Raw genomic sequence first — 25701 nt, 5'->3', positions numbered from 1 at the left:
ACATGAAAAAGAGAATTATTGCATTCAGCCTCGCTGCGTTGATGACCACCGGTATGGTATCCTGCCGGAAGTTTGTGGAGATTGACCTTGTGGGTAAGCGCGAGCTAAAATATACACAGGACTACCAGAGTTTGCTCAACAATAGCACATCAGTGGAGAAATCTTACTACTGGCCCGTGCTGGCAAGCGATGACATTTACGGGTCTGACGAAGCCTACCTCAATACCTTATCGTTAACCGATGCCAACGCCTATAGCTGGAAAAGTGATCTGGTAGGTGACAACAACGAAGATGCCGACTGGGCCGATCAGTACAAACAGATCTACCTCTTCAATCAGATCGCCACAGAGATCATGGACAGCCAGGGGGGCAGCGAAGCACAGAAGAAAAATATCCTGGCCCAGGCAAAGGTGCACCGCGCACTCAACTATTTTCACCTGGTCAACACGTATGCTAAGCAGTATCAGGAGACAAGCGCCGCTACAGACCTTGGGGTTCCTTTATTGACAAGCCCCGACCTCTATGCTAAACTGGACCGTAAATCAGTGGAAACAGTTTACAAGCAGATTATTGAAGACCTCAGTTCGGCCATTCCCGATCTTCCTGAACAGCCCAGTTTTAACATATTGGCGTCGCGCCCGGCGGCCGAGGCCATCCTTGCCCGCGTCTATCTGCAGATGCGCAATTACGGCAAAGCACTGCAGTACGCAGAACTGGTACTGGCCAGACCGCAATACAAGCTGATCGATCTCAATCAGTACAAAGCGGCGCCCAACACCTACCCCAATGTACTTGACGATACGGAAGAGATCTTTATCAAAAGTCTGCGCAATACATTTCCCACCCTCTCGCTAAATCCTGCCTTGCTTGCGCTCTTCGAACCGGGCGATCTCCGAAATACATTATTTACGGTAGACGGCAGTGTGTTTACCTGGACACCGTTCCAGGGTAAAGCCTACAACAAACACCGTATTATTTCGGCTAATGCCAAAATTACCAACGGGCCTACCCTTCCGGAGATGATGCTGATTAAAGCGGAAGCTTTAGCGCGCGATGCCGGGCGGTTTGCGGAGGCTCTGGATATACTGAACACCCTGCGCAGCAAGCGGTTTGAACCGGATGCATACCAGCCACTTCAGATCAGTGACCAGCAGTCGGTGCTCAAATGGGTTATCAACGAACGGCGAAAAGAACTGATGGGCAAAGGTCTCCGCTGGTTTGACCAGAAGCGCTTGGCTGCCGAACCCGGCTTTATCAGCACGCAGACCCGCGTATATAAAGGTGAGTCATTCACCTTGGAGCCCAACAGCAACCGCTATGTGTTGCCCATCGCATCCAAGTACATTGTTCTCAATCCCGAAATTATTCAGAATCCGAGGTAACAAAGACATTATACATATCATACCCACTGTCACCGTAAGTATCACGTACTTCGACTGACAGCAGGCAGGGTGTCCGGACAGCAGCGGACACCCTGCCCGGGATCACTCACACCAAATCAAAGATAAAAATGATCACAGCAAGCGAAAGTCCTATTGTTCAGGTGGTAGACCTTTCCCACCGTTACAACGTCCAGTGGGCCATCAGAGACATCAATTTTGAAGTACGCAAAAACGGCATTTATGGTCTTTTGGGCGCCAACGGAGCCGGAAAATCCACCACCATGAATATCATGTGCGGGGTGGTTAATCAATCGCACGGGGAAGTTTATATCCGGGGGATCAGCATGGCCCAGAACCCCGTGGAAGCCAAAAAGCACATCGGCTTCCTGCCGCAGCAGCCACCCTTGCTCCCCGAACTTACGGTAGAGGAATACCTCATTCATACAGCCAATCTACGGCTCATGGAGCCGAACCAAATTCCGGCTGCCATCGAACGAGTGCTATCCAAGTGCAGCATCGCACATTTTCGCCATCGCTTGCTCAAAAATCTGTCGGGCGGATACCAGCAACGCGTTGGCATAGCGCAGGCCATCATCCATGAACCCGATTTTGTGGTACTGGATGAGCCGACCAATGGCCTTGATCCCAATCAGATCCTTGACATCCGTCACCTGATCCGCGAGATTGCAGCCGAACGTACCGTAGTCCTGTCGACCCATATTCTCCAGGAAGTCCAGGCACTGTGTGACCATATCTGGATGATTCATGAAGGCCGTATGATCTTCTCAGGATCGCTTGAAGAATTTGACAACCAGGTAGCACCCAACAGCGTCGTTGTCAGCCTGATATCGCCACCTCCTGCAGAAGCTTTTCTACAGCTTCCGGGCTTTGTGGATATGGAGCCCCTCGGCAATATCAAATTTCGGATCCGCTCCAGCAATACGCAAGAGCTTGTCGAAGCCCTGGTCGAAAGAAGCGTTCAGGAAAAATGGAACCTGATCGAGATTTATTCCGAAAAAAGCTCTCTGGAAACCGTATTTGCGGAGATGACCCGAAAAAAAAGAAAAGTTTAACTCAATCCAATCATGAAAACGACATTAAAAATAGCAAAAACAGAGCTACAGGTGCTCTTTTATTCACCCGTCGCATGGCTTATCCTGATGATCTTCACATTCCAGATAGGCTATTTATTCGCCGGATCTTACGCGGGTATGGTACAGGTGCAGTCCATGAAAATTGACCTTGTCAATGCGACAGAGAGTTTATTTTCATCTGCCTGGGGGGGCATTTATCCGAAAATACAGTCCTATCTGTACCTCTACATGCCCCTATTGACCATGAGCATCATGAGCAGGGAATACAGCAGCGGCTCAATCAAATTGCTATACTCCTCTCCCGTTACCAACAGCCAGATTATTCTGGGCAAGTATATCGCGCTGCTGCTGTTTGGTCTCGTCCTCACGCTTCTGGTATCGCTGCTGATCATCTTTACCATGGGTACCCTGATCAATGCCGATATCGGCCCCATGCTTACCGGCCTATTGGGTCTCTTTCTGCTTTTGTCTGCATACGCAGCAGTCGGCCTCTTTATGTCCTCATTGACCAGTTATAATATCGTAGCTGCAATAGGAACCCTATGCGTATTTGCTGTGATGAACTTCGCCAGAGGCCTCTGGCAGGACATCCCTTTTGTGCGCGAGATCACCTACTGGCTGGCGATCAACGGCAGGGCGGATACATTCATTGCCGGCATGGTCACTAGTGAAGATGTGCTTTACTTTCTGCTGGTCAACATCCTGTTTGTCAGCTACACGATCTTCCGCCTGCAGGCCATACGTAAAAAACAGGCTACAGGCCAGAACCTGCTCAAATTTGGCGGCATCACCCTCGCGGTATTCCTGATCGGCTACCTGACCACATTGCCGTTCGTCAAATTTTATTATGACAGCACCTACCGCAAAAGCAATACCCTCCGCCCCAGCAGCCAGGCGATCATGGCCAAACTACAGGGCGGATTTAAGATCACCACCTATGTCAACATGCTTGACGCCAACAGCTTTATCGGCCTTCCTTCGTCGTATAAAAGCGACGTCGGTTCTTTTGAAAAGTATATCCGGTTTAAGCCGGAGATACAGATGGAATACGTGTACTACTATCACGACACTGAAAACCCGATTCTCGACCGTCAGTTTCCCAAGCTCAATGCCGAGCAGCGGATAGATACCCTACGTAAGTTCAACAAGTGGAAATTTGACATCCTGCCTTACGCTGCCATTAAGAATCAGGTCGATCTCTCCACGGAGAATTATCGATTTGTCCGTGTCCTCGAGCGTGAAAATGGCCGCAAGACGTTTCTGCGCGTCTATGACGACATGCAGCGTGTGCCGTTGGAATCAGAAATCAGTGCAGCCATCAAGCGGCTGGTCATGGACGAACTTCCTATTGTGGGATTCGTTTCAGGGCATGGCGAACGCAACAGCAACTCTACACAGGACCGTGGCTACAAAACCATTACCCAGGAAAAGACCTTTCGTTATTCCATGATCAATCAGGGCTTTGATTTTAAGGAAATCGATCTTTCGAGGCCAGTTCCGGAGAATATCAACATCCTGATCATTGCAGAGCCGCGGCAGCCATACAGCGAACAGGAGCTGGCCAACCTGCATAGCTATATTGCCAGTGGCCGCAATATGATGCTTGCCGGAGAGCCGAGCCAGGAGGCTATTTTCAACCAGATCGCTGCACCACTGGGTCTGACCCTCGAGCCCGGTGTGCTGGTCAAACAGCAAGAAGCACTTCAGCCGGATCTGCTCACCCTAAAGCCGACGAAAGCCGGTGAGGAATTTTCCTACTACCTGGCGCCCATGAACCGCCGCGAGGAGGTGATCACGATGTCCGGAACAGCGGGCATCCTCGTCTCGCCAGCCTCGCCATTCCAATCCAGAGTACTCTTTGCAACCGATAGTAGCGGCACCTGGAATGAGCTCGAAAACCTCAATTTTATCGACGGTAAGCCGGTGGTAAACCCCGGTGCTGGCGAACGTGAAGGCGCTCGTCCCACAGTCGTGGCACTATCCCGTAAAGTCGGAGCCAAGCAACAGAAAATCCTGGTCACCGGCGATGCCGACTGGATCAGCAACAGCGAACTATTTATTAAACGCAATCAGGTCAATGCCTCCAATTTCTCGTTGGTCAGCGCTGCGTTTTCCTGGCTCAGTGACGGTGAGGTACCTGTCGACATGCGACTTCCCGATCCGATCGACAAAACGCTACGCATCGGCGAAAGCACATGGACCTATTTTGAGATACTCATCAAATTTATCATACCACTGACCATGCTGGGTACCGGCATTGTCATCTGGATCAGAAGAAGAGGACGGTAAGCATGGGATTGATTATAGACAAGCAGACCAGAGACGACCTGTCGATCTTTGGAGCCAGAGGTGCGGAGTCCATCTTTGGCATCTTCAACAAGACCACAACATCAGGTGGAGCCGAATTATTGGAAGAATGGTTTAATTACCCGCTATCCGATGCGCTGTCGATCGTCGACCGTACGGCAACGATCCGGTATTTTATGGAACAGTCCATGCCCTTTCCTTTCCAGTCCAGCTGGTTTGACCAGGCCCTGTTTTACCTTGATATGGCCGACGAGCGCAGCCGTCTGCAGGGAGGCAGCCTTTCGCTCAGAGAACGCTTTCAGCAGCTCGTCGGAGGCGACAGCGAGTACAAAAAGATCGTCGGGGGCATCATAGCCTGCAGCCAGATTATTCATTGCTGGAAGGATCTTATCCGACATTCGCCTGCAGATCACTCCGACAGCTATCAGAAGGAACTGAAAAAATGGGTATTGAAATTTGCCGACAGTAGTCTGGAGCAGATTCCGCTGCTTCAGGACAGACAGCGGCTGTCGCGCGAAATGGTCATCCAATACGACAACATCCTCCGGTTTGAGGAAAAAGAACTGCTGCTGAGCATCTTGCGCGACATATACACCTTTGATGTCTATAGGACCGTTGCTCAGGTCGCCCATGAGCGCCAATTTGTGGTTCCCATTGTCGACAGCAGCCAGCAGGATCAGCTCATTTTTGAAGGTGTTTTCCATCCGCTCGTCGCCAATGCCAGAGGCAATGATCACGCCATGGATCGTCTTCACAATATCACTTTCCTGACGGGAGCGAACATGGCAGGTAAATCCACGTTTATGAAATCCCTGGGAATCGCTCTTTATCTGGCCCATGTAGGATTTCCGGTACCGGCCAAAAAACTGCTGTTCAGCCCACGAGATGGCATATTTACTTCGATCAACCTGCCGGACAACATCGCGATGGGCTATAGTCACTTTTTTGCTGAAGTGCTGCGCATCAAGAAAGTCGCCCAGCAGCTGGCCGAAGGCCGCAAGCTCTTTGTCATTTTCGATGAAATGTTTCGGGGCACCAATGTCAAAGATGCCCTCGAAGGCACCGTGGAGGTTGTGTCCCGTCTATACCAGCACCCCAGATGTCAGTTTGTACTTTCGACCCATATTCTGGAGGCCGGCGAACAGCTGAAGCAATCGCACGGCGACATCAGATTTGTCTTTCTGCCTACAGTCATGCAGCAGGGCCGCCCAAGTTATACCTATCACCTGCAACAGGGGATTTCGGCAGACAGACACGGCATGATCATCATAGAAAACGAAGGCATCATTGATCTATTAACTTCACAAAAACAACTGGACTCATGAGCTTCATCATTGATAAACAGACCCTTCAAGATCTCAATATTTCCGGAAAATATAAACGGGACTCAATCTTTTCCCTTTACAATAAGACCGAGACTTTCGGCGGGGAGCAGCTGCTGGAAAAACTATTTGAGCAACCCCTCGCCGACAGCGAAGCGATCCGGCGGCGGAGCACACTCATTTCCTTCTTTCGGAGGCTACCCCGCCGGTTCCAAATCCGTCCGGAGGACCTCGATATCGCCCAGAGCTATACCAACAGTTACTCCGGCCGCGGTTTGACTGTCGCCCTGCTCCGCGCTGCCCGTCGGCAGCTGCTCGCCGTGCTCGGGCTGAAAGAAGAAAAAAAACATACTGAGTCAGGCATCCGCGCAACATTCCGGATCATGCTTGAGCTCGCCAGCTACCTTTCACTCCTGCGGGAGCACGATACAGATGGTCTGCTTCAGGACAGCGTCTTCGAGCAGTCATGGTTGCGCAGCGAACACAGCCTGCTGCTGCAGCTACAGCAGCAGATTGACTCACATACGGATACATTACCACTTGTTCTCGCTGCACGTTGTGACTATCAGCTGCGCTACAGATGGGCCAGGGAAATTCAGCAGAGTCTTTCCGCTATCTATCATATTGATCTGTATCAGTCCATTGCCGAGGTCGCCAACCAGCGTCATTTTGTACAGGCAGAGGTCCTGCCCCCAGATCAGCAGGCGATTGAACTGCACGACGTATACCACCCCGCCATCCCCGATGCCGTGGGCAATGATCTGCAATTTAAGGGCAGCCACAACCTGATCTTTCTGACCGGAGCCAATATGGCAGGCAAATCCACCTATATGAAGAGCTTTGGCATCGCGATCTACCTTGCCCATCTCGGCCTGCCCGTGGCGGCAGCTAAAATGCGCTTCTCGGTGAAAGACGGGTTATATAGCTCCATCAATGTTGCCGACAACATCGATCTGGGCCACAGCCATTACTACGCCGAGGTACTCCGTGTCAAAAAGGTCGCGACCTATGTCAGTCAGGGCAAAAATATGGTCATCATTTTTGATGAGCTCTTCAAGGGCACCAACGTCAAAGATGCCTTTGAAGCAACGCTCACGGTGACACGCGCATTTCAGCAGCATCACAACTGCCAGTATCTGATTTCGACCCATATTGTTGAGGTGGGCGAGCAGCTGCAGCAGGACAACAGCAACATACAATTTGTCTATATGCCCACAACGATGCGCGGACAAGTTCCTTATTACAGCTACCGTTCAGCTAACGGAATCAGTAGCGATAAGCATGGTATGGTACTCATCCACAAAGAAAAAGTACTCGAATTATTAGAACAAAACAGCAAAAACATATAAGACATGCGACATACTACCCTATTTTTTACATTATTGACCCTTTCTCTAGGATCGGCAGCTCCCCGGCTGAGCTATGCACAGCAGCTAAATACCGCGCCGGCCAACGGTCAAGAAGCCCGCATCCCGCTCAATCCGGACATTAAGACCGGGAAGCTTCCCAATGGCTTCCAATATTTTATCCTGCACAATACCGAGCCCAGGGAGAGAGTATTATTTTATCTGGCCAATAAGGTCGGATCGCTGCAGGAAACAGACAAACAGCAGGGCCTTGCCCATTTCCTGGAGCACATGAACTTTAACGGCACTACCCATTTTCCCAAAAATGCCCTTGTTGATTATCTGCAAAAATCGGGTATTCGCTTTGGTGCCGATCTCAACGCGTATACCGGATTTGAAGAGACGGTATACCAATTGCCTCTGCCGACCACCGACCCCGAACTGTTAAAGCAGGGCTTGCTGATCATGCGCGACTGGGCAGACGGTGCATTACTTGAAGATGATGATATCGATCAGGAGCGTGGTGTTATTCTCGAAGAAAAACGGCAGCGCGGAGGACTTTCACAGCGGCTGCAGGAAAAGACATTTCCATTGCTGACCAACCGGTCCCGGTATGCCTACCGCATGCCCATCGGGACAGATGAAGTACTCAACAGCTTCAGACATGACGAAATACGGCAGTTTCACAGAGATTGGTACCGCCCTGAACTGCAGGCACTGATCGTCGTCGGTGATATCGATCCCGACGACATGGAAAGGCAGATTATTGCCCAGTTTTCTGGACTAAAAAATCCAAAAAATGCGCCCAGGTCCAGGAGCTATCCGATTGCCCTGACTGGAAAAAAACAGTTTTTGAAATTTACCGATCCCGAAGTCACGCAGACCTCCTTGCAGATCCTGCATAAACGGCAGGTCCAAAAGACACGACAGCTGGCAGACTACAAAAATTCGCTGGCCAGAGATTTCTACATTCAACTGACCAATATGCGCCTGGCCGAACAAACACGACGGTCACAGTCACCTTATCTTGCGGCCTCCCTGAGCAATGGTACGCTCGTGGGCAACCTGGAGACCAACAGCATACAGATCATGCCCAAGCCAGACAGTCTACAGTCCAGCATCCATGCCGTCTATCACACGCTGCGACAGATTGCCACATATGGATTTACAGCGACTGAGATTAACCGCTTAAAATCAGACTATCGCAGTATGCTGATCCAGAGCCTCAAAGAATACGACAAGACTGACTCCAAGTCCCATATGGACCAGATCCTGGCACATTACCTCAAAGATGAACCGGCTCCTTCATTCCGTTTCCTGCAGCCGGTACTCCTCAAAGCCATCGATGATATCAGCCTTTCCGATGTCCTGGCCCATGGCAGAGAATTTGAAGGACAAAGGGACCGCGACATGGTTCTGGTTTACAACGATGACCTCAAACAGATCCCCGACGAAGCGGTATTGGATGGCTGGATCAATCTCGCGCTACAGCAGGAAGTGAGTGCCTATCAGGAAGCGGCACTGGCCGACAAGCTATTGTCAGCGCTGCCACAGCCGGGCAGCATCATCAGTGAAACGGAGAATAAAACGGTGGGCACCCAGACTCTTGTGCTCAGCAATGGTGCAAAAGTGATCCTGAAGCCCACAACCCTAAAAAATGACGAGATCCTGCTGACTTCTTATAGCCCCGGAGGCTATTCACGCTATTCACTTAAAGACTTTCAGTCCGCAACCAATGCGGTCAATATTGTCACGAGCAGCGGATTAGGTCCTTTCAACTCACTACAGCTCGCTCATTACCTCAATGGAAAAAACGCATCGGCGAGTCCCTTCATCAATGAAATCGGCGAAGGTATCAAGGCGCAGTCCAGCCGCGAAGATATGCAGACCGCATTTGAACTATTGTATGCGTATTTTACAGTGCCCCGACTCGACCGCGACATCAACAAAGCCAATCTCGAGAAGACAAAACTGTCACTGAAAAACCGGCATCAGCAGGCCAGTACATTCTTTACGGATTCGATTGCTGCAGTGCTCTATGACAACGATCCACGTAAGACCGGTCCTACCATTCAAAAAATTGAAGAGATTGATCTCGACCGCGCATATGAGATTTACAAGGACCGATTTGCCGACGCTTCAGATTTCACCTTCGTCATCGTCGGCAACTTTGACCGTGCACTGATAGATCCTTATATCAAACACTATCTGGCCACACTCCCGGGCCTCGGACGCAAAGAACAATTCGTGGATAACGGTGCATATCCGCCGGCACAGGGCATCAGCCGGTCCATTTACAGAGGAAAAGAAGAAAAGTCCACGGTGGCCATGGCGTATCTGGGTACTTATGATGACTACAGCGAATACAACAACCTGCTGATGGATGCCCTTTCGAGTTGTCTCACCATCAAGCTGACTGAGCGGCTGCGGGAAAAAGAAGGCGGCATTTATTCCATCAATGTATCTCCGTCACTGGCCAAAAATCCGAGAAAGCGGTTTGGCATGAATATCTCGTTTACCACCGCACCCGGACAGGTCGACAAATTGGTCGCAGCAGCCCTTGAAGAGATCGAGCTGATCCGCCAGCACGGTCCGTCCCAAGAAGATATCGATAAGTACATCGCCGAAAAATTGCTGAGCAGCAGTCAGCAGGTTCAGTACAATGGCTTCTGGCTATCCTACCTGCTCAGCAGCGCCGTCGACCAGCTCGACCCGTCGCGCGTCTTTAAGGAAAGCGATCTGATCCGGTCTATCACCGCCGAACAGGTGAAACAGCTCGCACAAAAATATTTACAGCCTGAGCACCTCTTCAGATTTACATTATATCCCCAAAAAGATTAAGTTGCTGTTGTTTGTTTAATTATATCCACAAAGCCGTTTGAGTGTTCTCAAACGGCTTGCTTATTGGTTAACGCCATCAATTTACCGCAAACTCATAGACCTTGCCTTTTGCTGTAGGGACATCGTAGATTGCGGTCTGCGGAAGCGTCAACAGACCTTTCTGCGTTTTTATCAATGGTGTCTTGATTTCATCGACGGCAAACAAGGGATTGGAGTTCTCTCCACTGGCTTTTTGAAGCGCTTTTCCCTTTAAGGTAAGCGTCGTACGATCACTTATACGGAGACGGCAATTGCCGCCCAGGGTAGACTTGATCTTCAGTGCCGTCAGCCGTCCCTCTTTCCAGCGCATATCGATGATAAATCCGCCTCTGGCGACCAGCCCCTTGACCTCTCCGCCGGGCAGTTCATCCGGCCACGCCGGCAGCAGATAGATACTGCCATCATAAGACTGCAGGAGCATTTCAGCAATACCCGAAGTACAGCCAAAATTTCCATCAATCTGAAACGGAGGATGCGCATCCAGCAGATTGGGATAGGTACCGCCATTTTGTCCCTGCTGCTCCTCAGGGGCAGGGCTCAGCTGATCTTTGATCAGTTTGTAGGACTGTTTGCCGTCCAGTAACCGGGCCCACCAGTTGACCTTCCAGCCCATGGACCATCCCGTAGATTTATCCCCGCGGTAGATCAGTGAGTTTTTGGCTGCCTGAGCGAGTTCAGGATGCCGGAATGGCGAGATCTGTCCCGAAGGAAACAGGCCGTACAGATGCGATATGTGCCGGTGATGGTCATTTGTGCGGTCCAGATCCCTGAGCCATTCCTGCAGCTGCCCATGCTGCCCGACCTGCATCGGTGGCAGCTGCTGCAGGCTCTGCTGCACCGAATCACGCAATGCCCCATCTACCTCCAGTACCGCAGATGCGCGCAAAAAATTGCTGAACACATCAAACACCAGCTGGTTGTCCATCGTGGTACCCGCCGAAACGCCTACACCCTCTGCTTCATAACTATTTTCCGGACTGATTGAGGGACTCACCACCAGCCATTTGCCCGAAGGATCCTTAGTCAGCACATCCAGATAAAACAAGGCCGCACCCTTCAGCACAGGGTAGTATTCTTTCAAAAAACCGGTATCGCCACGGTATAGATAATGTTGCCATATATGCTGGCTCAGCCAGGCACCTCCCATCGGCCACATTCCGTAAAAACCACCATCGACAACACCCGTGATGCGCCATAGATCCGTATTATGGTGCGCATTCCAGCCTCTGGCATGGTACATTTCACGGGCGCTCTCCTGTCCCGTCACAGCCAGATCCTTCAGCATGCTGAACAGAGGCTCGTGCATTTCGCTCAGGTTAGCGACCTCCGCAGGCCAGTAGTTCATTTCGGTATTGATATTTATCGTGTATTTACTATCCCAGGGCGGCGATAGCTTATCGTTCCAGATCCCCTGCAGGTTGGCAGGCTGTCCCCCCGGCTGCGACGACGAAATCAGCAGATAACGGCCAAACTGAAAATAAAGCGCCACCAACTGGGGATCAACGCTGTGGGCGAACTCGCGGATGCGTACATCGGTTGTTTTGCTGGCCTGCGCACTGCTGCCCAGATCCAGCTTTACACGGTTGAAATACCGCTGATATTCTTTCACATGACTTTTCAGCGCGCGGCCATACCTGACCTTTCGTGCCCGTTCCAATATCCGGGTGGCTTTGCGCTGCGGATCAGCCGACAGATCGCGGTAATTCTTGAAGTTTGTCGCTATCGAGACATACAGAATCACTTCGTCGGCATCCTTAATGGATACCTGCTGGTCAAGATAGTCGATCCGTCCACCTTTCACCTGCGGGTATACCAAGCCATAGAAGGCCACCTGTCCTTCCTTCGCATCCACCTTGCCCCCTTTTCCGCGAAGAAAAAGAGTGCCGTCCTGCTGGCCAATGACCACATCCTGATGGGGAGTCTTCCAGCTCAGATCCATGGAGACGCTTTTCTTTTTATCGGCTGTAATACGGATCAGCAGCACACTGTCGGCCAGCGAGGTGAATAGTTCGCGGTGATACCGGACTCCGTTGCTTTCATAAGAAACCGTTGAAACCGCATCATTCAGATCCAGCTCACGCCGATAACCCTGCGGGCTGAGATGTTCCGGAAACCCGATCAGTAAGCTGCCAAAGGTCTGGTAAGGCATCCCATAATCCAGACCCGCCGGTGCAGCCCTGGGAAATGCCCTGTTGGACAGATCCTGAGCTTCTTTATTCCGCCCTTCATTCAGGAGCTGGCGAATTTTTACGATGTCGTTGTACTTGCCCTTCGGCACATTATTTCCGGGGCGCCCAGCCCAGATGGTTTCCTCATTGAGCTGGATTTCTTCCCTGGAGACCCCGCCATATACCATGGCTCCGATGCGCCCATTGCCCAGAGGCAACGCCTCATTCCAGTTTGCCGCAGCTTTATCATAGGTCAGCTTCAGTTCCTGCGCTGGGCTAAGCTGCCCCGACAAGCACAGTACAACACAAAAAATAAGGTATCTGATCTTCATATCAACATATAGATTTATGGTTTAGTCATTCGAATTCTTTAGCCGGTCCGCTACTCTGCCGGACCATGTAGTCGGATAGCCCATGTCATTGAACAGGATAAGGGCATCCATGCCCTGCAGATAAATATGCAGCATAGCCAGCCCCCTATTTATCTGGACCGACACCAACGGCAATAGCCACCACATGATTGATCTTCGCTTCATCACAGTTTAGGATTTCCCGTATAGTCCACGGGAAATATGGTTATGCTATAAAATTAACGTATTGTCGCCATATTACGCGAACATTTTTACGCAATCGATCTCGCAGGTCATCCAATGATGCCGCCGTCAGCCTACAAACAGCCAAACATCGTTGAGAACTCATCAGCAGTGCGGTATACGGGAACAGCCGAAATATTTACCGGCCGCCTAGTAGACTGGCATAGAAATGGCTACTTGTTCAGCATGGAAATACGCGTAATAGGTTTGCTGGTTGCCCTGGGCGCCACCCTGCTGACTGCCGCCTGTGGCAATAGCGGCACAGAAAAGAGACCAGTTTCAGCAGAAAAAATCAATATAGCGGACAGTGCCGCACCCATGATCCTATCCCCCGATACCGTGCTCGCTGCCGGCAGGCAGACTTTGGAACTGATCAGGCCGTCCGATCAGATTCCGGGAATTATCGACAGCACTGCGCTGGACAGCCTGAGCGAGCCCCTCCGGGCCATGGCAGCACGCTATGCCGCCATAGGCGGCACCGACTGCGACGGCGAATATTGCGCCCTGACCAGCGCGCTGAAGCTCGGAAAGCAGGGATCGGAGGCTCATAAAAGCCTGATTGCAAAATATTTTCCAAACGACAGCATAGCCCGGCAAGTACTGGCACAGGATTGCTATCTGCGCCCCAGCGGTGCATCCAGCTTTTCGGAATATGCCTCCCTCTCCCTCAGCTTGCATCAGGACACCGTCACCGTAGATTACAGATTGCTGCTTTACAACCGGGGGAAGACCACATGGAAAAACGGAGCCGACCGATATGTTTTTAAAGACGGAACCTTCAGCAGTAGCAGCCGGAATTGACCTATAGGAAGCATTGCCCCGCGGTCCCTTTCTGCACATGTAGTTCCTCAGCCGTTTAAGTACCGGATCAATTAAAAATGTCAATTTCTCAAACCAGAGCATCTGATCATATCAGTACGCAATGCCCATAATTGACTACACCCATCGGTATCCATAGTCATGGCCGCCAACAAGGTAAATACTAGAGGTCTGCCCAGAGGCCAAAATGCTCTTTCAGTGCCATACGGGCTGCCTGAAAACCGCACATGCCGTGCACCCCGCCCCCCGGTGGTGTGGACGATGAGCAGAGGTAAACGTGGCCGGCCGAGGTACGGTAAGGGTTTAACGCCAGGATCGGACGGCTATACAGCTGGGTGATATCCATGATCCCGCCGTTGATATCCCCGCCGACGTAATTGGGGTTATACTGCTCGAGCTTCGCAGGCGACAGCGTATGCTTCGCCAGAATAGTGTCTTTAAATCCCGGCGCAAAACGTTCGATCTGGTTTTCAATTGCTTCGCTGTAGTCCAGGCTACTTCCGTTGGGCACATGGCAGTACGCCCAGCCCGTATGTCTGCCTTCGGGAGCACGTCCGGGATCAAAAGCACTCTGCTGCGAAAACAGGACAAAAGGCTTGTCCACCCGCTTTCCCCTATGACTCAGCCGCTCATTTTCCGCAATTTCAGCATAGCTATTCCCAAGGTGTACCGTTGCGGCCTGCTGGCAGCGTACATCTTTAAAGGGTGTCTTTTCGGACAGCGCCCAGTCCACCTTGAATACCCCCATGCCCTGTTTATACCGCCGGAGGCGTCCGCGGTACCCCGCCGTCAGCTCCAGACCTTTGAGCTGCAGCAGCTGCTTGGGCGTCATGTCGCAAAGCAGCACCCGGTGGGCGGGCAGATCGCGGATGTCCTGCACCCAATATCCGGTCTGCAGCTCGCCGCCAAGGGACTGATAATACCGCAGCAGGGCATCGGCGATGGACTGGGAGCCACCGACAGGAATCTGCCAGCCGTACTTATTGCCTACCGCGGACAGGACAATGGCAATTGCCGAAGTCGTCCAGTTGCTCAGTGGCTGAATGCCATGTGCCGCCATTCCTGCCCAGAGGGCCCTGCCCCGTTCGGTGGCAAAACGGCTCACCGTCCAGCTGGCAGGCTGCAGGGCATGGAGGCCAAATGCCGCCAGATGCCAAGGATGTTCCGGAAAAGACAATGCCCCCATGATATCCGGAGCCAGCTCCTCCCAGTGTTCGACCACAGGGCCGACAAGCCTACGATACCGCTCACCATCAATCCCCAGACCCTGCACCGTTTCGGCGAGGCTATGGTAGAGCAGCCCCGTCTCCCCCTTGTCCAGAGGATGCGCAGCAGCATAGTGCGGTTTCACGAAAGATAATCCAAAGCCCGCCAGAGGCAGACTTCTGAAAAACGGCGAAGCCATCGCCATAGGATGCACCGCCGAGCAGATATCATGTTTAAAGCCCGGCAATGTAAGCTCTTTTGTGCGCATGCCGCCACCCACGGTATCTGCACCTTCAATCAGCAAGGTACTGAGTCCCTGCCGCTGAAAGGTAATTGCCGCCGCCAAACCATTTGGCCCCGAGCCAATAATAATCGCATCAAATTTTCGCATAGACTGACTGTTAATTGTCCCTAATCGCAGCCTGTATTGGGCTGATCTTTTTTTGACTGCCCGGATGATGTTGAATCCCGCTGTTCGCTGCCATTATCCTTCTTTTTGCCTGCCGATCCACAAGCTACTGTAAATGTCGTCAAAACAAATGCTAAAAGTCCAAGATTGATTAATTTTTTCATATGTTGTGTATTTTCATGATCTTATCCTATAGGAGCTCCGTCCAAAAAATATTCCCTGTACCGTTGTTTAAGTTCCTGACGCTGTGCGCTGTCCAGTTTGATTTTTGGGTCCGTCTGGGAGGCCACCGTTGACACCACCTTATGTACACCTTTTCCTTTTTCGACGAATAGTACCGTGGGCGATGATATCCTTTTTATGGAGTCAATACCCAGGGCTTTGTAGGGATTCAGGATGTCGTGAAATCTGCTCAGTATAGCTTCATAGCCGGGACTGCCAGCATTGACCGTCACGACTTTGCCGTCTTTGTTCTTTTCCCGGACATCCCGGATGTCATGGATATTAAGGTAATAAATAGTCGCCTTCTCCTCCGCCGCGAATTCCAGCAAAGGCGTTATGGCATTTCTGAACCAGGGGCAGCTTGGCCATCCAAACAGGACGATACCATTTTCCAGTTCCAGTACATCCTGTTCGGTCGCATAGACGATCCGTGCGCTGTCCGGAATATGTACGGTCACCTTATTGGTCGTATTGAGACCTTCCAGTTCCTGTTTAAACCGGACGGCCTCTTCGTTTTTGAGCTTGACATGACTATTTTTTACCGCTTCCTTGGTGTCGTTTCTGGACTGGCAATTGGTCATGTTGAGCAGTATCACAATTGCCAGAAGCATGCCCGATAAAAGTTTGAGATCTTTCATATCCTCTGATTTTCTGTTGTATTTCAGTAATTAGTTTACGGATTTCCGGTATTCTTTGATCTGTTCACCTATATCCCATACCCTTGCCTGCGGCAGGCGGGACTGGATCAAGCTGCTGGCTATCGCCGAGCGGTAGCCCGATGCACAGTGCACGACAATGGTTTTGTCGGTGGGCAGTTCAGCAATATGCTGCTGTAGTTCGGCCAGTGGGATATGGTGCGCAGTGCCGAACAGCGGATCTCCCTTTGCCTCCTCTGCCGTACGTACGTCCAGGATAAAATACCTCTGTGGATCCCGGTCAAACGCTGTCCGGTCAAAAGCTGCCGACTGCAGCCCCTGATAATCATCGAGAAGCACAATACCTTTGACAAACTGTTCATACCCGATTTTGGCCACCTTGGCGAGCTGCGTCCGTGCCTGCTCCCGGCTACCGGCGACAATATAGAAATGGTCTCCAGGAGTGATGAAAGTGCCGATCCAGGATTCAGACTTATTCCGTTCCGGAATATTGATGGCCCCTTGCAGATGCGATTGCCTGAACTGTGAGGCAGGCCGTGTATCGACCATCTTGTGCGCCGCCGGGGGCACTTCTTCTGCTCCTATCAGAGGGATATCTGACAAGGAAGCCTCCCATGCCGGCGCTCCCCTGCGGTTCAGCTCCACATTGTAGGGAAAATAAGCCGGTATAGGCGGGCGGTCGTCCAGGATGCGCTGGACAAACTCCGCTTCTGTGCTGTCTCCAAAGGCAACATTCTGCTTCCTTTCCTGCCCGATGCTGCTCTGCCGGGCGCCCTTTAGTGCATGACCACAAAGCGAACCCCCGCCGTGGGCCGGGTACAGCACAACCTCATCTGGCAGTTTTGCAAAAACTCCATGCACGGTATGGTAGAGCTGTCGTGCCAGCTTTTCGCGCTGTGCCGTCTGGCTTCCGGCATATTCATGCAGGTCGGGCCGGCCGACACCGCCGATCAGTACCGCATCTCCCGAAAAGATCGCCACAGCACGGCCGTCCTGCTTCAGCAGCACCGAAATACTGTCCGGGGAATGTCCGGGCGTATGGAGCGCATGCAGTACAATACGGTCCGAAAGCCTGAGGATATCACCCTCATCAAAGGCCCTGTGCGGATAGCTCGCAGCCACCAGCCTACTCACATAAACGGGTACCTTCAGCTCCCGGTGGATCTGCAGGTGTGAACTCACAAAGTCAGCATGGGGATGCGTTTCCACCACAGCGATGATCTGCGCCCCCTGCTCTTTTGCATACACATAATAGGGCTGCGGATCGCGTGCAGGATCCACGAGTACGATCTTTCTATCAGCTAATATCGCATAGGAAAACTGGGCCAGGCCTTCGTCTTCAAACTGCCGGACCACATAGCCGTCCCCTTTTTTGCCGGTATTTCCAAAAGAGGATACCCCTTGCCCCGCTGCAAGCGTAAACAGGAGAGCAGAGCGTTGTATAAAGAATCTTCTATTCATGATACGATCTATTTTACAGGATTAATAAGTAAAAAGGGTATTTTTCATATACCATTCCTTACCGGTCAGATACGACTCGTCTATACGGTCCAGGGTAATTTCCAGCTTGTTACCTTCTGCATCCAGTCCGCGGAGCCTGATCTGTTGAGCTGTCGGCCGCTCATAATCCCATTTCAGGATATGCAGGCTATCGCCCATGGCTTTTCCGTACAGCGCTTTGAGACCCACGTCCAGCTTTTTGTCGAGCTGTCTGCGCAGGTCCTTACTGAATTTTTGGTTTTTGTCGATGAGATACAGCTGCTGCTGCACCGTATCGATTTCGTAGTACAGATACGTCTTTCCGCCTGCCCTGCCCGTAAATTCATAGGTCTTGAGCACATCATTGAGGGCTGGGGTGCCGTTGCCCAGATCGATATCGTTGGCTTTGTTGACCTTATACACGAGCGTGGAATAACGTTCAAAAAATGCTTCATGCCAGCGCACGGAATCTGCCGGCGAGTAAGGCAGGGCTTTTCCGTTCAGCACAAACCCGGAGACCAGGTAATGTCCCGCTGCCTTGGGCAGGCCCGGGAGCACCGGTTCCTTGAGCCGGCCTTCATGATAAAAACGCTCGTACCTAAAATAGCCGTATACAAAGACAAACAACAGCACAATGGCCGTCTTAATGCCAAAGTACAGAGGCTTGTTCCATGTCTTCACAAACCCCGGCACATAATAATAGGTGTTCACCGGTTTGCGCAGTATAAAAAGCTTCCAGATCGCAGGGATATACTGCAGCAGCAGAAATAGCGACAGCAGCACGAAATACGAACTGTACACATGTACGGCACCATCGTATGCAAGGTTGGCGTGGGCGATGTTGAACAGAACGCCTGCATTGATGATTGCGCCGACCACGACGGTCGGCCGAAAAAAGAGCAGACTCCCTGCAGCAATCTCCAGAAAACCCAGAAATATCTCGTACCTATACGAGACACCGACAATCTGCCAATACAGTTTAAATGGTGCATACTCGCCGATATCGGTATTCAGGTTGGCGAGTGAAGGAAAGGGCATCTGCATGGGAAAGAATTTGATAAAACCAAATGCGATCAGACCCAGTGCGATGCGGTAGCGTACCAGTACCCGCAGCCAGTAGTAGAGCGCGTCATACTGCCGCACTCTGCTGTTGCGGGCCAATATGGTCCAGATAGCAGCGCCCAGCACCGCAATCAGTGCATTGAGCCACCATGAGGTGTAAGATGCAAAACCCCATTTGCCACTCTCCGTGTCCACTTCGATCCAGCCGGTGCGTGATCCCCCGGCAAGAGATGCCATAAAGTCGTACAATGAATCAGGCGCAAATACCTTTTCGTACCATTCCGGGTCCAGGGGCACCACCATCAGGATAAAGAAAATAAACGCAAATCTAAATCCCACCTTCTCCCCGTACGTCCAGCCGCGGTCTTCCTTGCTGGCGAGTGTTCCTTCCATATATTGAATAGTTGCCATAAACTTTGTCTAATTGAGTCAGTTAATAAATACGGACCGGTCTTCTACGGCCCTCGTGCAGCAGGTATCTTTTCGTTGTTTTTTCCAGGCGTACGTGGAGCGAATCTCCGCGTTGATCCGTCCCGTCGAGCAGCAGCGTGCGCTTATCCGGCCGGCGGACCACAAAAGAAAACGTGTGCTCCTGCTCCACCTTTCCGGTGAGCGTAATACGCTCCGGCAGCCCATCGCCTCCTTTTCTTACGGTATATCCAAAGAATTCACGGCCAGCATTGCCCAGATATTCGTAATTGCGTTCACGGTTAAAGGCGATATGCGGTCTGAGGCTGTCCACTTTCACGGGGCGGTTGCCGCGGATACTGATGGTATTCCATTTCTCAAAGACCACATCTTTCCAGCGGATGCTGTCTGCCAGCGAATAGGCCAGCGTGTCCCCTTTCCATACAAAGTCCTTCACATCATATACCCCTGCGGCATCCCGCAGCCCCTTTTCGTCCGGAAAGGGATAATCCGAATTCTTCCAGCTCAAATAGGCCTGGACACTGAAGACAGCGATCAGCAGCAGGACGAGCACCTGGAGATAAGGACGCACAGCGGCCGTCCGGCGGCCATATTGTGGCCAGAAGCCATCCGGAACCGTGGCTGTCTTGCTGATCAGCAGGCGGTAAAAACGGGGCCAGTCGTAGGCAAAAATGACAATCGCCAGCAGCAGCAGAAAAGAACTGTACACCTGCTCACCGATTTCGTATACATAATTGACGATCACGACATTGAGCAGTACCGCCAGCAGCAGTCCCGCACCGATGACCGCCGTCCGGCGGTTGAGCAAAAAGAGACCGCCCAGGATCTCGAGCGCCCCGATCACCGGCAGGTAACCGGCGGTTGCGATACCATTGGTCAGGTAATATAGCTTCCAGAGCATAAAGTCGCCATATTCAGTATGCAGTTCGCTAATGGTGGGTTCGGGCAGCTGTATCGGGATAATTTTGACAATACCGATAAAGGTCATGGCCAGGGCGAGGCGGTAACGCAGCAGGACGCGGAGCCAGTAGTACAGCGTATCGTCGCTGCTACGGATCCCCCGTCTGAGCCGCCGTCCGAAGATTGCGGTCAGCAGCAGCGCCACCGCGAGTGCAATAGCCCAGTTGATATAGCCGCGGAGGTCAGCACCCGCCAATGGGCTTTCCGGAACAAAAGAGGTGCGATAGGTCGCCAGCTCGAACCAGTTTTCCGGGGACAGCAGATCCGCAAACGAGCTGCCGCTGAAAAGGCGCGGATCGTACGGAATGCTGAGCAGCAGAAAGAAGATCAGACCGGTGTATAAAATCCCCGTGCGAGAAGGCTGAAAAAAATGAGAGTCTTCTATTTTTGACATGTCAGTACAGATTTAAATGGATAAAAACAGCTGGTCATCAGTCCAGCCCCGGATTCTGATGCAGGTCCGGATCAATGGAGACCTGAGCGAAAGGGATCGGCAGCAGCAGCCTATTGGCCGAGGCGATACCGAGCACCTCCTGCGCGCGTCCGGTTCGCAGCAGATCATACCAGCGGTGGTTTTCCAGCGCAAACTCCACCCGGCTTTCCTGTTCTATGGCCTGCAGCAATGCCACCTTGCCCAAACCTTCCAGCGGCTCGATATTGGCCCGGCGGCGCACCGCATTCAGGTCGGCCAGAGCAGCAGTCAGATCCCCCTCTCCGTTTAGCTGTGCCCGTGCTTCGGCACGGATCAGATACAGTTCGGCCGTCCGGATCAGGAAGACAGGGTCTGTACGGTCGGTCCGGTAATAGAGATTCCCGATCAGAATATTCGGGTCTGTCGAAGAAGACGTGCGAGATACCAGGGCTGACCGGTCGCCGCCTATGGCAGGATTGACGAGCAGGTCATAGATATCCTGTGAAGGACGTATCCAGGCCGTCCCGCCATTGGCTCCGGCCAGCCACTGGCTAGCCTGCCCGCTCGTATTGTTGATATCGTATACCAGCTCCAATACCGATTCCTTGGTATTGGAGGTATTATTGGCATAGAATGAGCGATACGGTGTCACCAGGCTATAATTGCTGTTGTCATCGATGATATAGGACGCATATTTGACCGCTTCGGACCAATTTTTCTGGTAGAGATAGAATCTGGCCAGCAGCGCACGCGCCGTTTTTTTGGTCGCACGGATACGGTTGGTTTCATCGGGCAGCAGCTGTTCTGCTTTCTGCAGATCCTGCAGCACCTGCGCATAAGTATCCGCCAGCGAACTTCTGGGCACCTGCGGCAAGCTGCTCGCCGAAGCCGTCGGCTGCAGCACAAGCTGTACACCGCCCCAGGTCCGTGCCAGGTCAAAATAGGCCAGGGCACGGATAAAGTACGCTTCACCAACGAGCTGATTCCGATAAGTCTCGGTGAAGGTGGTGGTCAGGGCCAGTCCCGGCACTTTGCTGATCACGTGGTTGGCCCTGTTGATGGTTGCGTATATCTGGTTCCAGGCAGTCGCCAGTACGGCCAGATCCGATTTGACCGTATGGTTGGTCAAGGTCTGGTGGACGGTCTGGCTACCCCGGTACACGATATTATCTGCCGAAAAGAAGCCCAGTAGCTGAAAGCTGTAGCCATAATAGTCGTTGGACCGCAGCGCCGCGTATATACCGCGGACGGCTGTTGCCGCCGAGTTTCCGTCGACGATGGTCACTTCATCAGATACCGAACTACGCGGTTCGACCTCCAGAAAGGAGTTGCAGCCTGTCAGCAGCAGGATGATAAGCGGATATAAGAAATGTCTTGTTTTTTTCATGAGCGTAAACATTGCGATTAACAATTATAATGTGACATTCAGACCAAGCTGGAAGGTGCGCGGCTGCGGGGGTGTTCCAAAGGAGCCCAGGCCCTGCGCATTGGGGTTGCTCGTCACGTTGGATTCCGGATCACCGGTATATTTGCTCCACAAAAAGAGATTGGACCCCACAAAATATACACGTGCAGCCGTCAGCCTTGCCCGCTCAACCAGCTCGCGCGGTAACTTGTAGCCCAAGGTCAGCTGCCGGAGTTTTAGATAAGAGGCATCTTCCAGGTAGCGGCTGTTTGCATCAATGGTATAGTTCAGCCCTTCCGAAGTCAGCCGTGGCACGTCGGTGATATCCCCCGGCTGCTGCCACCTGTTCAGCACATTCTTGAATACGCCGCCACTGCTGGGGTTGCGCTCGCGGAAATAACGGTTGAGGTTTACCGCATAGCTGCCGTACTGAAAGCTGAAGTCAATGCCCAGGTCAAAGTTTCTGTAGGTAAAGGTATTGCCGATACCCCCATAAAATTTGGGATAGGCATTGCGGAATACCTTGCGGGCCGAGGTCGGTAGCGAACCGTCGCTGAGCTGTCCATCGAATACGGCCTTGCCCGTCTGGGGATCGACCGAGAGCTGTTCATAAAGCCAGAACGAGTTGAGGGAATAGCCCTCCTTAAGGATCACCCAATCGCGGGTATACTGTGTGATCTGAGCCGGCAGCTTTTCAATTTTATTTTTGTTGCCGGAGATGTTGAGGCTCGTATTCCAGGCGAAATCTCTGGTTTTGACATTGAGCGAGCTGATCAGCAGTTCGTAGCCCTTGTTGCTGATCTCACCGACGTTGGCCCAATATTTTGAGAAGCCGGAGCTCCCCACAATCGGGCGCTCGAGCAGCAGATCCGAGGTGTATTTGTGGTAGAGGTCAACCGTGACGGACAGGCGGCTGCCGAACAGGGCCAGATCCAGTCCGAGGTCAGCCTGCGCTGTTTTCTCCCAGCGCAGGTCATCGTTGCCCAGCTGCGAAGGTCCCGTAGCAGGCGATACTTTACCGAAGCTGTCTGCGTATTTCTCGTTACCGGTCCACAAGCCCCGTGCAGCGAAATTGCTGATGCCCGCCTGATTGCCGGTCAGTCCGTAGGATGCCCTGATCTTCAGGTCGCTCAGCCAGGACTGTCCGGCCAGAAAAGCTTCGCGGCTGATACGCCAGCCTGCCGAAAACGCAGGAAAATACCCCCAGCGGTTGTTGGCGCCAAACTTGGACGAACCGTCTGCCCGCAGTGTTGCCTCCGCAAAATAGCGGTCTCCATAGCTGTAACCTATCCTGCCAAAAAACGAGGAAATTGTGTACTTGGTCCAGTTGTCGGAGGCGATAATATTAGCTGCCGAAGAGATCTGTCTGAAAGAGTCGTTGGCAAAACCATTTCCTTCCAGATATTTATAATCAAGCACATTGCTCTGCAAGGTGTTGCCCAGGATAGCACTAAGGTTGTGATTTCCAAAGGCATGCTGATACGAGAGCGTCTGTTCATTGATCCAGGTACCATTTCTTGAGATTCCGGATGTCGCCTGGTTATTGTTCGCGATCCCGATACTTGTTTTGCTGTTCCAGTACTGCGATTCGTCGTAGACGTTATAATCGGCGGAGAAACTGGATCTGAATTTCAGTCCTTTCACGATATCGACTTCTGCAAAGGCGCTTCCGACATAGCGGAGGCTTGTGGTATTGACATCGTAGTTGTCCACCAGCGTATACGTATTGTCCGTTCCGTTGAGCGAGCCGTCGGTATTGAAGATGGGCACATTCGTTGCCGAGGAGACGGCCGAATTGAAGAGGCTCACCTGCGGACCGTCGCCGGTACGCGCCTGATTGCGGTAGGTGCGCGAGAAGTTGTTCGTCAGGCCGATCTTGACGCGGCTGCCGAGCTGGTGGTCAAAATTAAATTTGACACTGGTGCGCGAGAAGTCGATCACTTTGATAAAAGCTTCCTGTCCCGTGTATCCCGCGCCAATATAAAACCTCGATTTGTCACTGCCTCCCTGTATACCCAGATTGTAATCCTGCAGCCTGCCATGCCGCAGCAGAAAGCCCAGCCGGTCATAAGTGGGTTGCTCTTCCGGATTTCCCTTTCCCCCTTCTGCCACAGGGCGATACGGTCTGTTGGCAAAGGTCTGCTTGAGTGCGGGGTTGTCCAGTCCGGAGTTTATCCACCATTCGTTGGCCAGGGTTGCCGTTTCGGGGCCTGTGGCCAGTTTGGGCAACAGGGCACGGTTGGCCTCGGCCCATCCCGCCTGGAGATTGAGGTCCACCTTGGTGCGGCTGCCATAGCTGCCCTTTTTGGTGGTAATGATAATCACCCCATTGGCACCACGTGATCCATAAATTGCTGTGGCCGAAGCATCTTTGAGCACCTCAATCGATTCGATATCTGCCGGATTGATGTCTGTGAGCGGTGAGCTCGTGCGCCCGCCGAGGCCGATATTCTGCAAGGAGGTGTTATTTAAGAATACGCCGTCTATGATGTAGAGCGGGTCACTGCTCGAGTTGATGGAGGTCGTCCCGCGTACCCTCAAAAAGATACTTTCTCCCGGTACGCCGGAGTTGGTCGAGACCTGCACCCCGGGGAGCTTTCCCTGCAGCTGGGCGTCAAAGCTCGCTACGGGGATTTTGTTCACTTCGGACGCTTCGACTCTGGCCACAGCACCCGTCAGGTTTCTCTTTTTCTGTGTACCATAGCCGACCACCACCACTTCGTCCAGGTCCGAAACGGCCGGTTGCAGCAGGATCTGGATCTGGGCCTGCCGGGCGGTGATCCGGCGACTTTTATAGCCTAAAAAAGAGGTTGAGAACGTCAGAGGCAACCGCTGCCCCGTGATAAACTGAAATCGTCCCGACGCATCTGTCTTTACCTGGTGGGTCACACCTTCAAGCTGTATCGTAACCCCTTCTATGGGCTGATGGGAAATTGAATCCAGCACCTGGCCTTTTAAGGTCGCGTTAATCAGAGGCTCAGATTGCTGCGAAAATACGGGCAATAGCAAACCATGCGACAAAAATAGTGTCGCGGCGTACTTCCATACGCTATTTTTCATAGATATATTTTTAACAGTGAATAATTACAAGTGCCAACGCCAATTGATTACTTGTCAGAAAAGCTGCATGTCTGAAGAAAGAGGTGCTTTCTTCTAACCGCAGCTACACATTCGCATGCTTATATCAGAGAAATAGGATAGACAGGAGAGCGGATATGCTCTTGATGAAGAAGGGATCAAATTAAAACTCTGGTTCATAAATAATAAATTATATTAACAGTGATAGTTCATTACACACGGAAGATACTGCTTTCAGAAGGCCTCGGGATACCCAATGGCCTTTCTGCGATAGCTTGTCTCCTAGGTTGATGCACAAATATAATAAACATAAAATTAAATCTACAATATTAGTAGACATTATTTTCATTACTTTATTAAATACAAAAAAGCCGCCTCGAAATTATCTTGGCGGCTTTCGCCCGCAGTGTTACTGTGGTATCCTCTACATTATCGTGCTGCGCTCCGGGCGCAGTTTGCTGCAAAGCCGTGT

At 51.9% G+C, this 25701-nt stretch carries 18 protein-coding genes; 8 read left to right on the top strand and 10 right to left on the bottom strand.

Annotation, left to right across the window (positions count from 1 at the left end):
* Positions 1 to 2 precede the first annotated feature (2 nt).
* The 6 genes from FGL37_RS18785 to FGL37_RS18760 all read left to right on the top strand — a co-directional run bounded on the left by FGL37_RS18785 (position 3) and on the right by FGL37_RS18760 (position 10292).
* On the top strand, positions 3 to 1382 hold the full coding sequence (locus FGL37_RS18785) for a RagB/SusD family nutrient uptake outer membrane protein (protein ID WP_028070877.1): 1380 nt from the start codon (positions 3 to 5) through the stop codon (positions 1380 to 1382).
* A gap of 128 nt (positions 1383 to 1510) precedes the next feature.
* Entirely contained in the window at positions 1511 to 2455 is a 945-nt protein-coding gene (locus FGL37_RS18780) for an ABC transporter ATP-binding protein (RefSeq protein WP_037533832.1), read from the top strand.
* A 12-nt stretch (positions 2456 to 2467) separates the two neighbouring features.
* The gene (locus FGL37_RS18775) at positions 2468 to 4765 is read left to right on the top strand and encodes a Gldg family protein (RefSeq protein ID WP_028070879.1); all 2298 of its coding nucleotides are present in this window, start codon (positions 2468 to 2470) and stop codon (positions 4763 to 4765) included.
* Between the two features lie 2 nt (positions 4766 to 4767).
* Positions 4768 to 6108, top strand: coding sequence for a MutS-related protein (locus tag FGL37_RS18770; RefSeq protein ID WP_028070880.1), 1341 nt, complete (start codon positions 4768 to 4770; stop codon positions 6106 to 6108).
* Positions 6105 to 7454, top strand: coding sequence for a MutS-related protein (locus tag FGL37_RS18765; protein ID WP_028070881.1), 1350 nt, complete (start codon positions 6105 to 6107; stop codon positions 7452 to 7454). The genes FGL37_RS18770 and FGL37_RS18765 overlap by 4 nt, the downstream gene beginning before the upstream one ends.
* 3 nt (positions 7455 to 7457) lie before the next feature.
* Positions 7458 to 10292: a M16 family metallopeptidase gene (locus tag FGL37_RS18760; protein WP_028070882.1), complete on the top strand. Its 2835-nt coding sequence runs from the start codon at positions 7458 to 7460 to the stop codon at positions 10290 to 10292.
* Positions 10293 to 10368: 76 nt separating this feature from the next.
* Here FGL37_RS18760 and FGL37_RS18755 read toward each other — a convergent pair whose 3' ends face one another.
* Positions 10369 to 12831 (bottom strand): glycoside hydrolase family 95 protein, encoded by a 2463-nt coding sequence (locus FGL37_RS18755; protein ID WP_028070883.1) that lies wholly within the window; start codon positions 12829 to 12831, stop codon positions 10369 to 10371.
* Between the two features lie 21 nt (positions 12832 to 12852).
* Entirely contained in the window at positions 12853 to 13035 is a 183-nt protein-coding gene (locus FGL37_RS18750) for a hypothetical protein (protein WP_138096955.1), read from the bottom strand.
* 114 nt (positions 13036 to 13149) lie between these two features.
* On the opposite strand from FGL37_RS18750, the gene FGL37_RS18745 reads away from it, so the two are divergent.
* A complete protein-coding gene (locus FGL37_RS18745; protein ID WP_028070884.1) occupies positions 13150 to 13893 on the top strand; it encodes a hypothetical protein in 744 nt (247 codons plus the stop codon).
* 181 nt (positions 13894 to 14074) lie between these two features.
* Here FGL37_RS18745 and FGL37_RS18740 read toward each other — a convergent pair whose 3' ends face one another.
* From FGL37_RS18740 to FGL37_RS18720, 6 genes are read right to left on the bottom strand one after another with little or no spacing between them, the layout of a single operon-like run.
* The gene (locus FGL37_RS18740; protein ID WP_028070885.1) at positions 14075 to 15508 is read right to left on the bottom strand and encodes a phytoene desaturase family protein; all 1434 of its coding nucleotides are present in this window, start codon (positions 15506 to 15508) and stop codon (positions 14075 to 14077) included.
* A 20-nt stretch (positions 15509 to 15528) separates the two neighbouring features.
* The gene (locus tag FGL37_RS25425) at positions 15529 to 15690 is read right to left on the bottom strand and encodes a hypothetical protein (protein ID WP_160169514.1); all 162 of its coding nucleotides are present in this window, start codon (positions 15688 to 15690) and stop codon (positions 15529 to 15531) included.
* A 21-nt stretch (positions 15691 to 15711) separates the two neighbouring features.
* Positions 15712 to 16386, bottom strand: coding sequence for a hypothetical protein (locus tag FGL37_RS18735; protein ID WP_028070886.1), 675 nt, complete (start codon positions 16384 to 16386; stop codon positions 15712 to 15714).
* A gap of 30 nt (positions 16387 to 16416) precedes the next feature.
* Complete coding sequence (locus FGL37_RS18730; RefSeq protein ID WP_051607110.1) at positions 16417 to 17865, bottom strand: MBL fold metallo-hydrolase; 1449 nt, start codon at positions 17863 to 17865, stop codon at positions 16417 to 16419.
* A gap of 21 nt (positions 17866 to 17886) precedes the next feature.
* Positions 17887 to 19356: a hypothetical protein gene (locus tag FGL37_RS18725; protein ID WP_028070888.1), complete on the bottom strand. Its 1470-nt coding sequence runs from the start codon at positions 19354 to 19356 to the stop codon at positions 17887 to 17889.
* Positions 19357 to 19378: 22 nt separating this feature from the next.
* The gene (locus FGL37_RS18720) at positions 19379 to 20275 is read right to left on the bottom strand and encodes a DoxX family protein (protein ID WP_138096953.1); all 897 of its coding nucleotides are present in this window, start codon (positions 20273 to 20275) and stop codon (positions 19379 to 19381) included.
* A gap of 18 nt (positions 20276 to 20293) precedes the next feature.
* On the opposite strand from FGL37_RS18720, the gene FGL37_RS18715 reads away from it, so the two are divergent.
* A complete protein-coding gene (locus tag FGL37_RS18715) occupies positions 20294 to 20677 on the top strand; it encodes a hypothetical protein (RefSeq protein ID WP_138096951.1) in 384 nt (127 codons plus the stop codon).
* A gap of 88 nt (positions 20678 to 20765) precedes the next feature.
* Here the strand turns inward: FGL37_RS18715 and FGL37_RS18710 are convergent, their stop codons facing one another.
* Complete coding sequence (locus tag FGL37_RS18710) at positions 20766 to 22133, bottom strand: RagB/SusD family nutrient uptake outer membrane protein (RefSeq protein WP_037533834.1); 1368 nt, start codon at positions 22131 to 22133, stop codon at positions 20766 to 20768.
* Between the two features lie 24 nt (positions 22134 to 22157).
* On the bottom strand, positions 22158 to 25211 hold the full coding sequence (locus tag FGL37_RS18705; RefSeq protein WP_028070891.1) for a SusC/RagA family TonB-linked outer membrane protein: 3054 nt from the start codon (positions 25209 to 25211) through the stop codon (positions 22158 to 22160).
* Positions 25212 to 25701: the final 490 nt, after the last annotated feature.

It is taken from the genome of Sphingobacterium thalpophilum (assembly GCF_901482695.1).
GTDB classification, from domain to species: domain Bacteria; phylum Bacteroidota; class Bacteroidia; order Sphingobacteriales; family Sphingobacteriaceae; genus Sphingobacterium; species Sphingobacterium thalpophilum.
Note: the sequence above shows the minus strand (reverse complement) of the source record. Positions and strands in the feature narration are given on the sequence as shown.

What these genes read in the sequence shown, in the direction of transcription:
- FGL37_RS25425 (WP_160169514.1), bottom strand. Translation starts at nt 15,690, where the DNA reads ATGAAAAAATTAATCAATCTTGGACTTTTAGCATTTGTTTTGACGACA.
- FGL37_RS18705 (WP_028070891.1), bottom strand. Translation starts at nt 25,211, where the DNA reads ATGAAAAATAGCGTATGGAAGTACGCCGCGACACTATTTTTGTCGCAT.
- FGL37_RS18725 (WP_028070888.1), bottom strand. Translation starts at nt 19,356, where the DNA reads ATGGCAACTATTCAATATATGGAAGGAACACTCGCCAGCAAGGAAGAC.
- FGL37_RS18720 (WP_138096953.1), bottom strand. Translation starts at nt 20,275, where the DNA reads ATGCTCTGGAAGCTATATTACCTGACCAATGGTATCGCAACCGCCGGT.
- FGL37_RS18710 (WP_037533834.1), bottom strand. Translation starts at nt 22,133, where the DNA reads ATGAAAAAAACAAGACATTTCTTATATCCGCTTATCATCCTGCTGCTG.
- FGL37_RS18770 (WP_028070880.1), top strand. Translation starts at nt 4,768, where the DNA reads ATGGGATTGATTATAGACAAGCAGACCAGAGACGACCTGTCGATCTTT.
- FGL37_RS18785 (WP_028070877.1), top strand. Translation starts at nt 3, where the DNA reads ATGAAAAAGAGAATTATTGCATTCAGCCTCGCTGCGTTGATGACCACC.
- FGL37_RS18745 (WP_028070884.1), top strand. Translation starts at nt 13,150, where the DNA reads ATGATGCCGCCGTCAGCCTACAAACAGCCAAACATCGTTGAGAACTCA.
- FGL37_RS18715 (WP_138096951.1), top strand. Translation starts at nt 20,294, where the DNA reads ATGCAGTTCGCTAATGGTGGGTTCGGGCAGCTGTATCGGGATAATTTT.
- FGL37_RS18750 (WP_138096955.1), bottom strand. Translation starts at nt 13,035, where the DNA reads ATGAAGCGAAGATCAATCATGTGGTGGCTATTGCCGTTGGTGTCGGTC.
- FGL37_RS18775 (WP_028070879.1), top strand. Translation starts at nt 2,468, where the DNA reads ATGAAAACGACATTAAAAATAGCAAAAACAGAGCTACAGGTGCTCTTT.
- FGL37_RS18740 (WP_028070885.1), bottom strand. Translation starts at nt 15,508, where the DNA reads ATGCGAAAATTTGATGCGATTATTATTGGCTCGGGGCCAAATGGTTTG.
- FGL37_RS18760 (WP_028070882.1), top strand. Translation starts at nt 7,458, where the DNA reads ATGCGACATACTACCCTATTTTTTACATTATTGACCCTTTCTCTAGGA.
- FGL37_RS18735 (WP_028070886.1), bottom strand. Translation starts at nt 16,386, where the DNA reads ATGAAAGATCTCAAACTTTTATCGGGCATGCTTCTGGCAATTGTGATA.
- FGL37_RS18730 (WP_051607110.1), bottom strand. Translation starts at nt 17,865, where the DNA reads ATGAATAGAAGATTCTTTATACAACGCTCTGCTCTCCTGTTTACGCTT.
- FGL37_RS18755 (WP_028070883.1), bottom strand. Translation starts at nt 12,831, where the DNA reads ATGAAGATCAGATACCTTATTTTTTGTGTTGTACTGTGCTTGTCGGGG.
- FGL37_RS18765 (WP_028070881.1), top strand. Translation starts at nt 6,105, where the DNA reads ATGAGCTTCATCATTGATAAACAGACCCTTCAAGATCTCAATATTTCC.
- FGL37_RS18780 (WP_037533832.1), top strand. Translation starts at nt 1,511, where the DNA reads ATGATCACAGCAAGCGAAAGTCCTATTGTTCAGGTGGTAGACCTTTCC.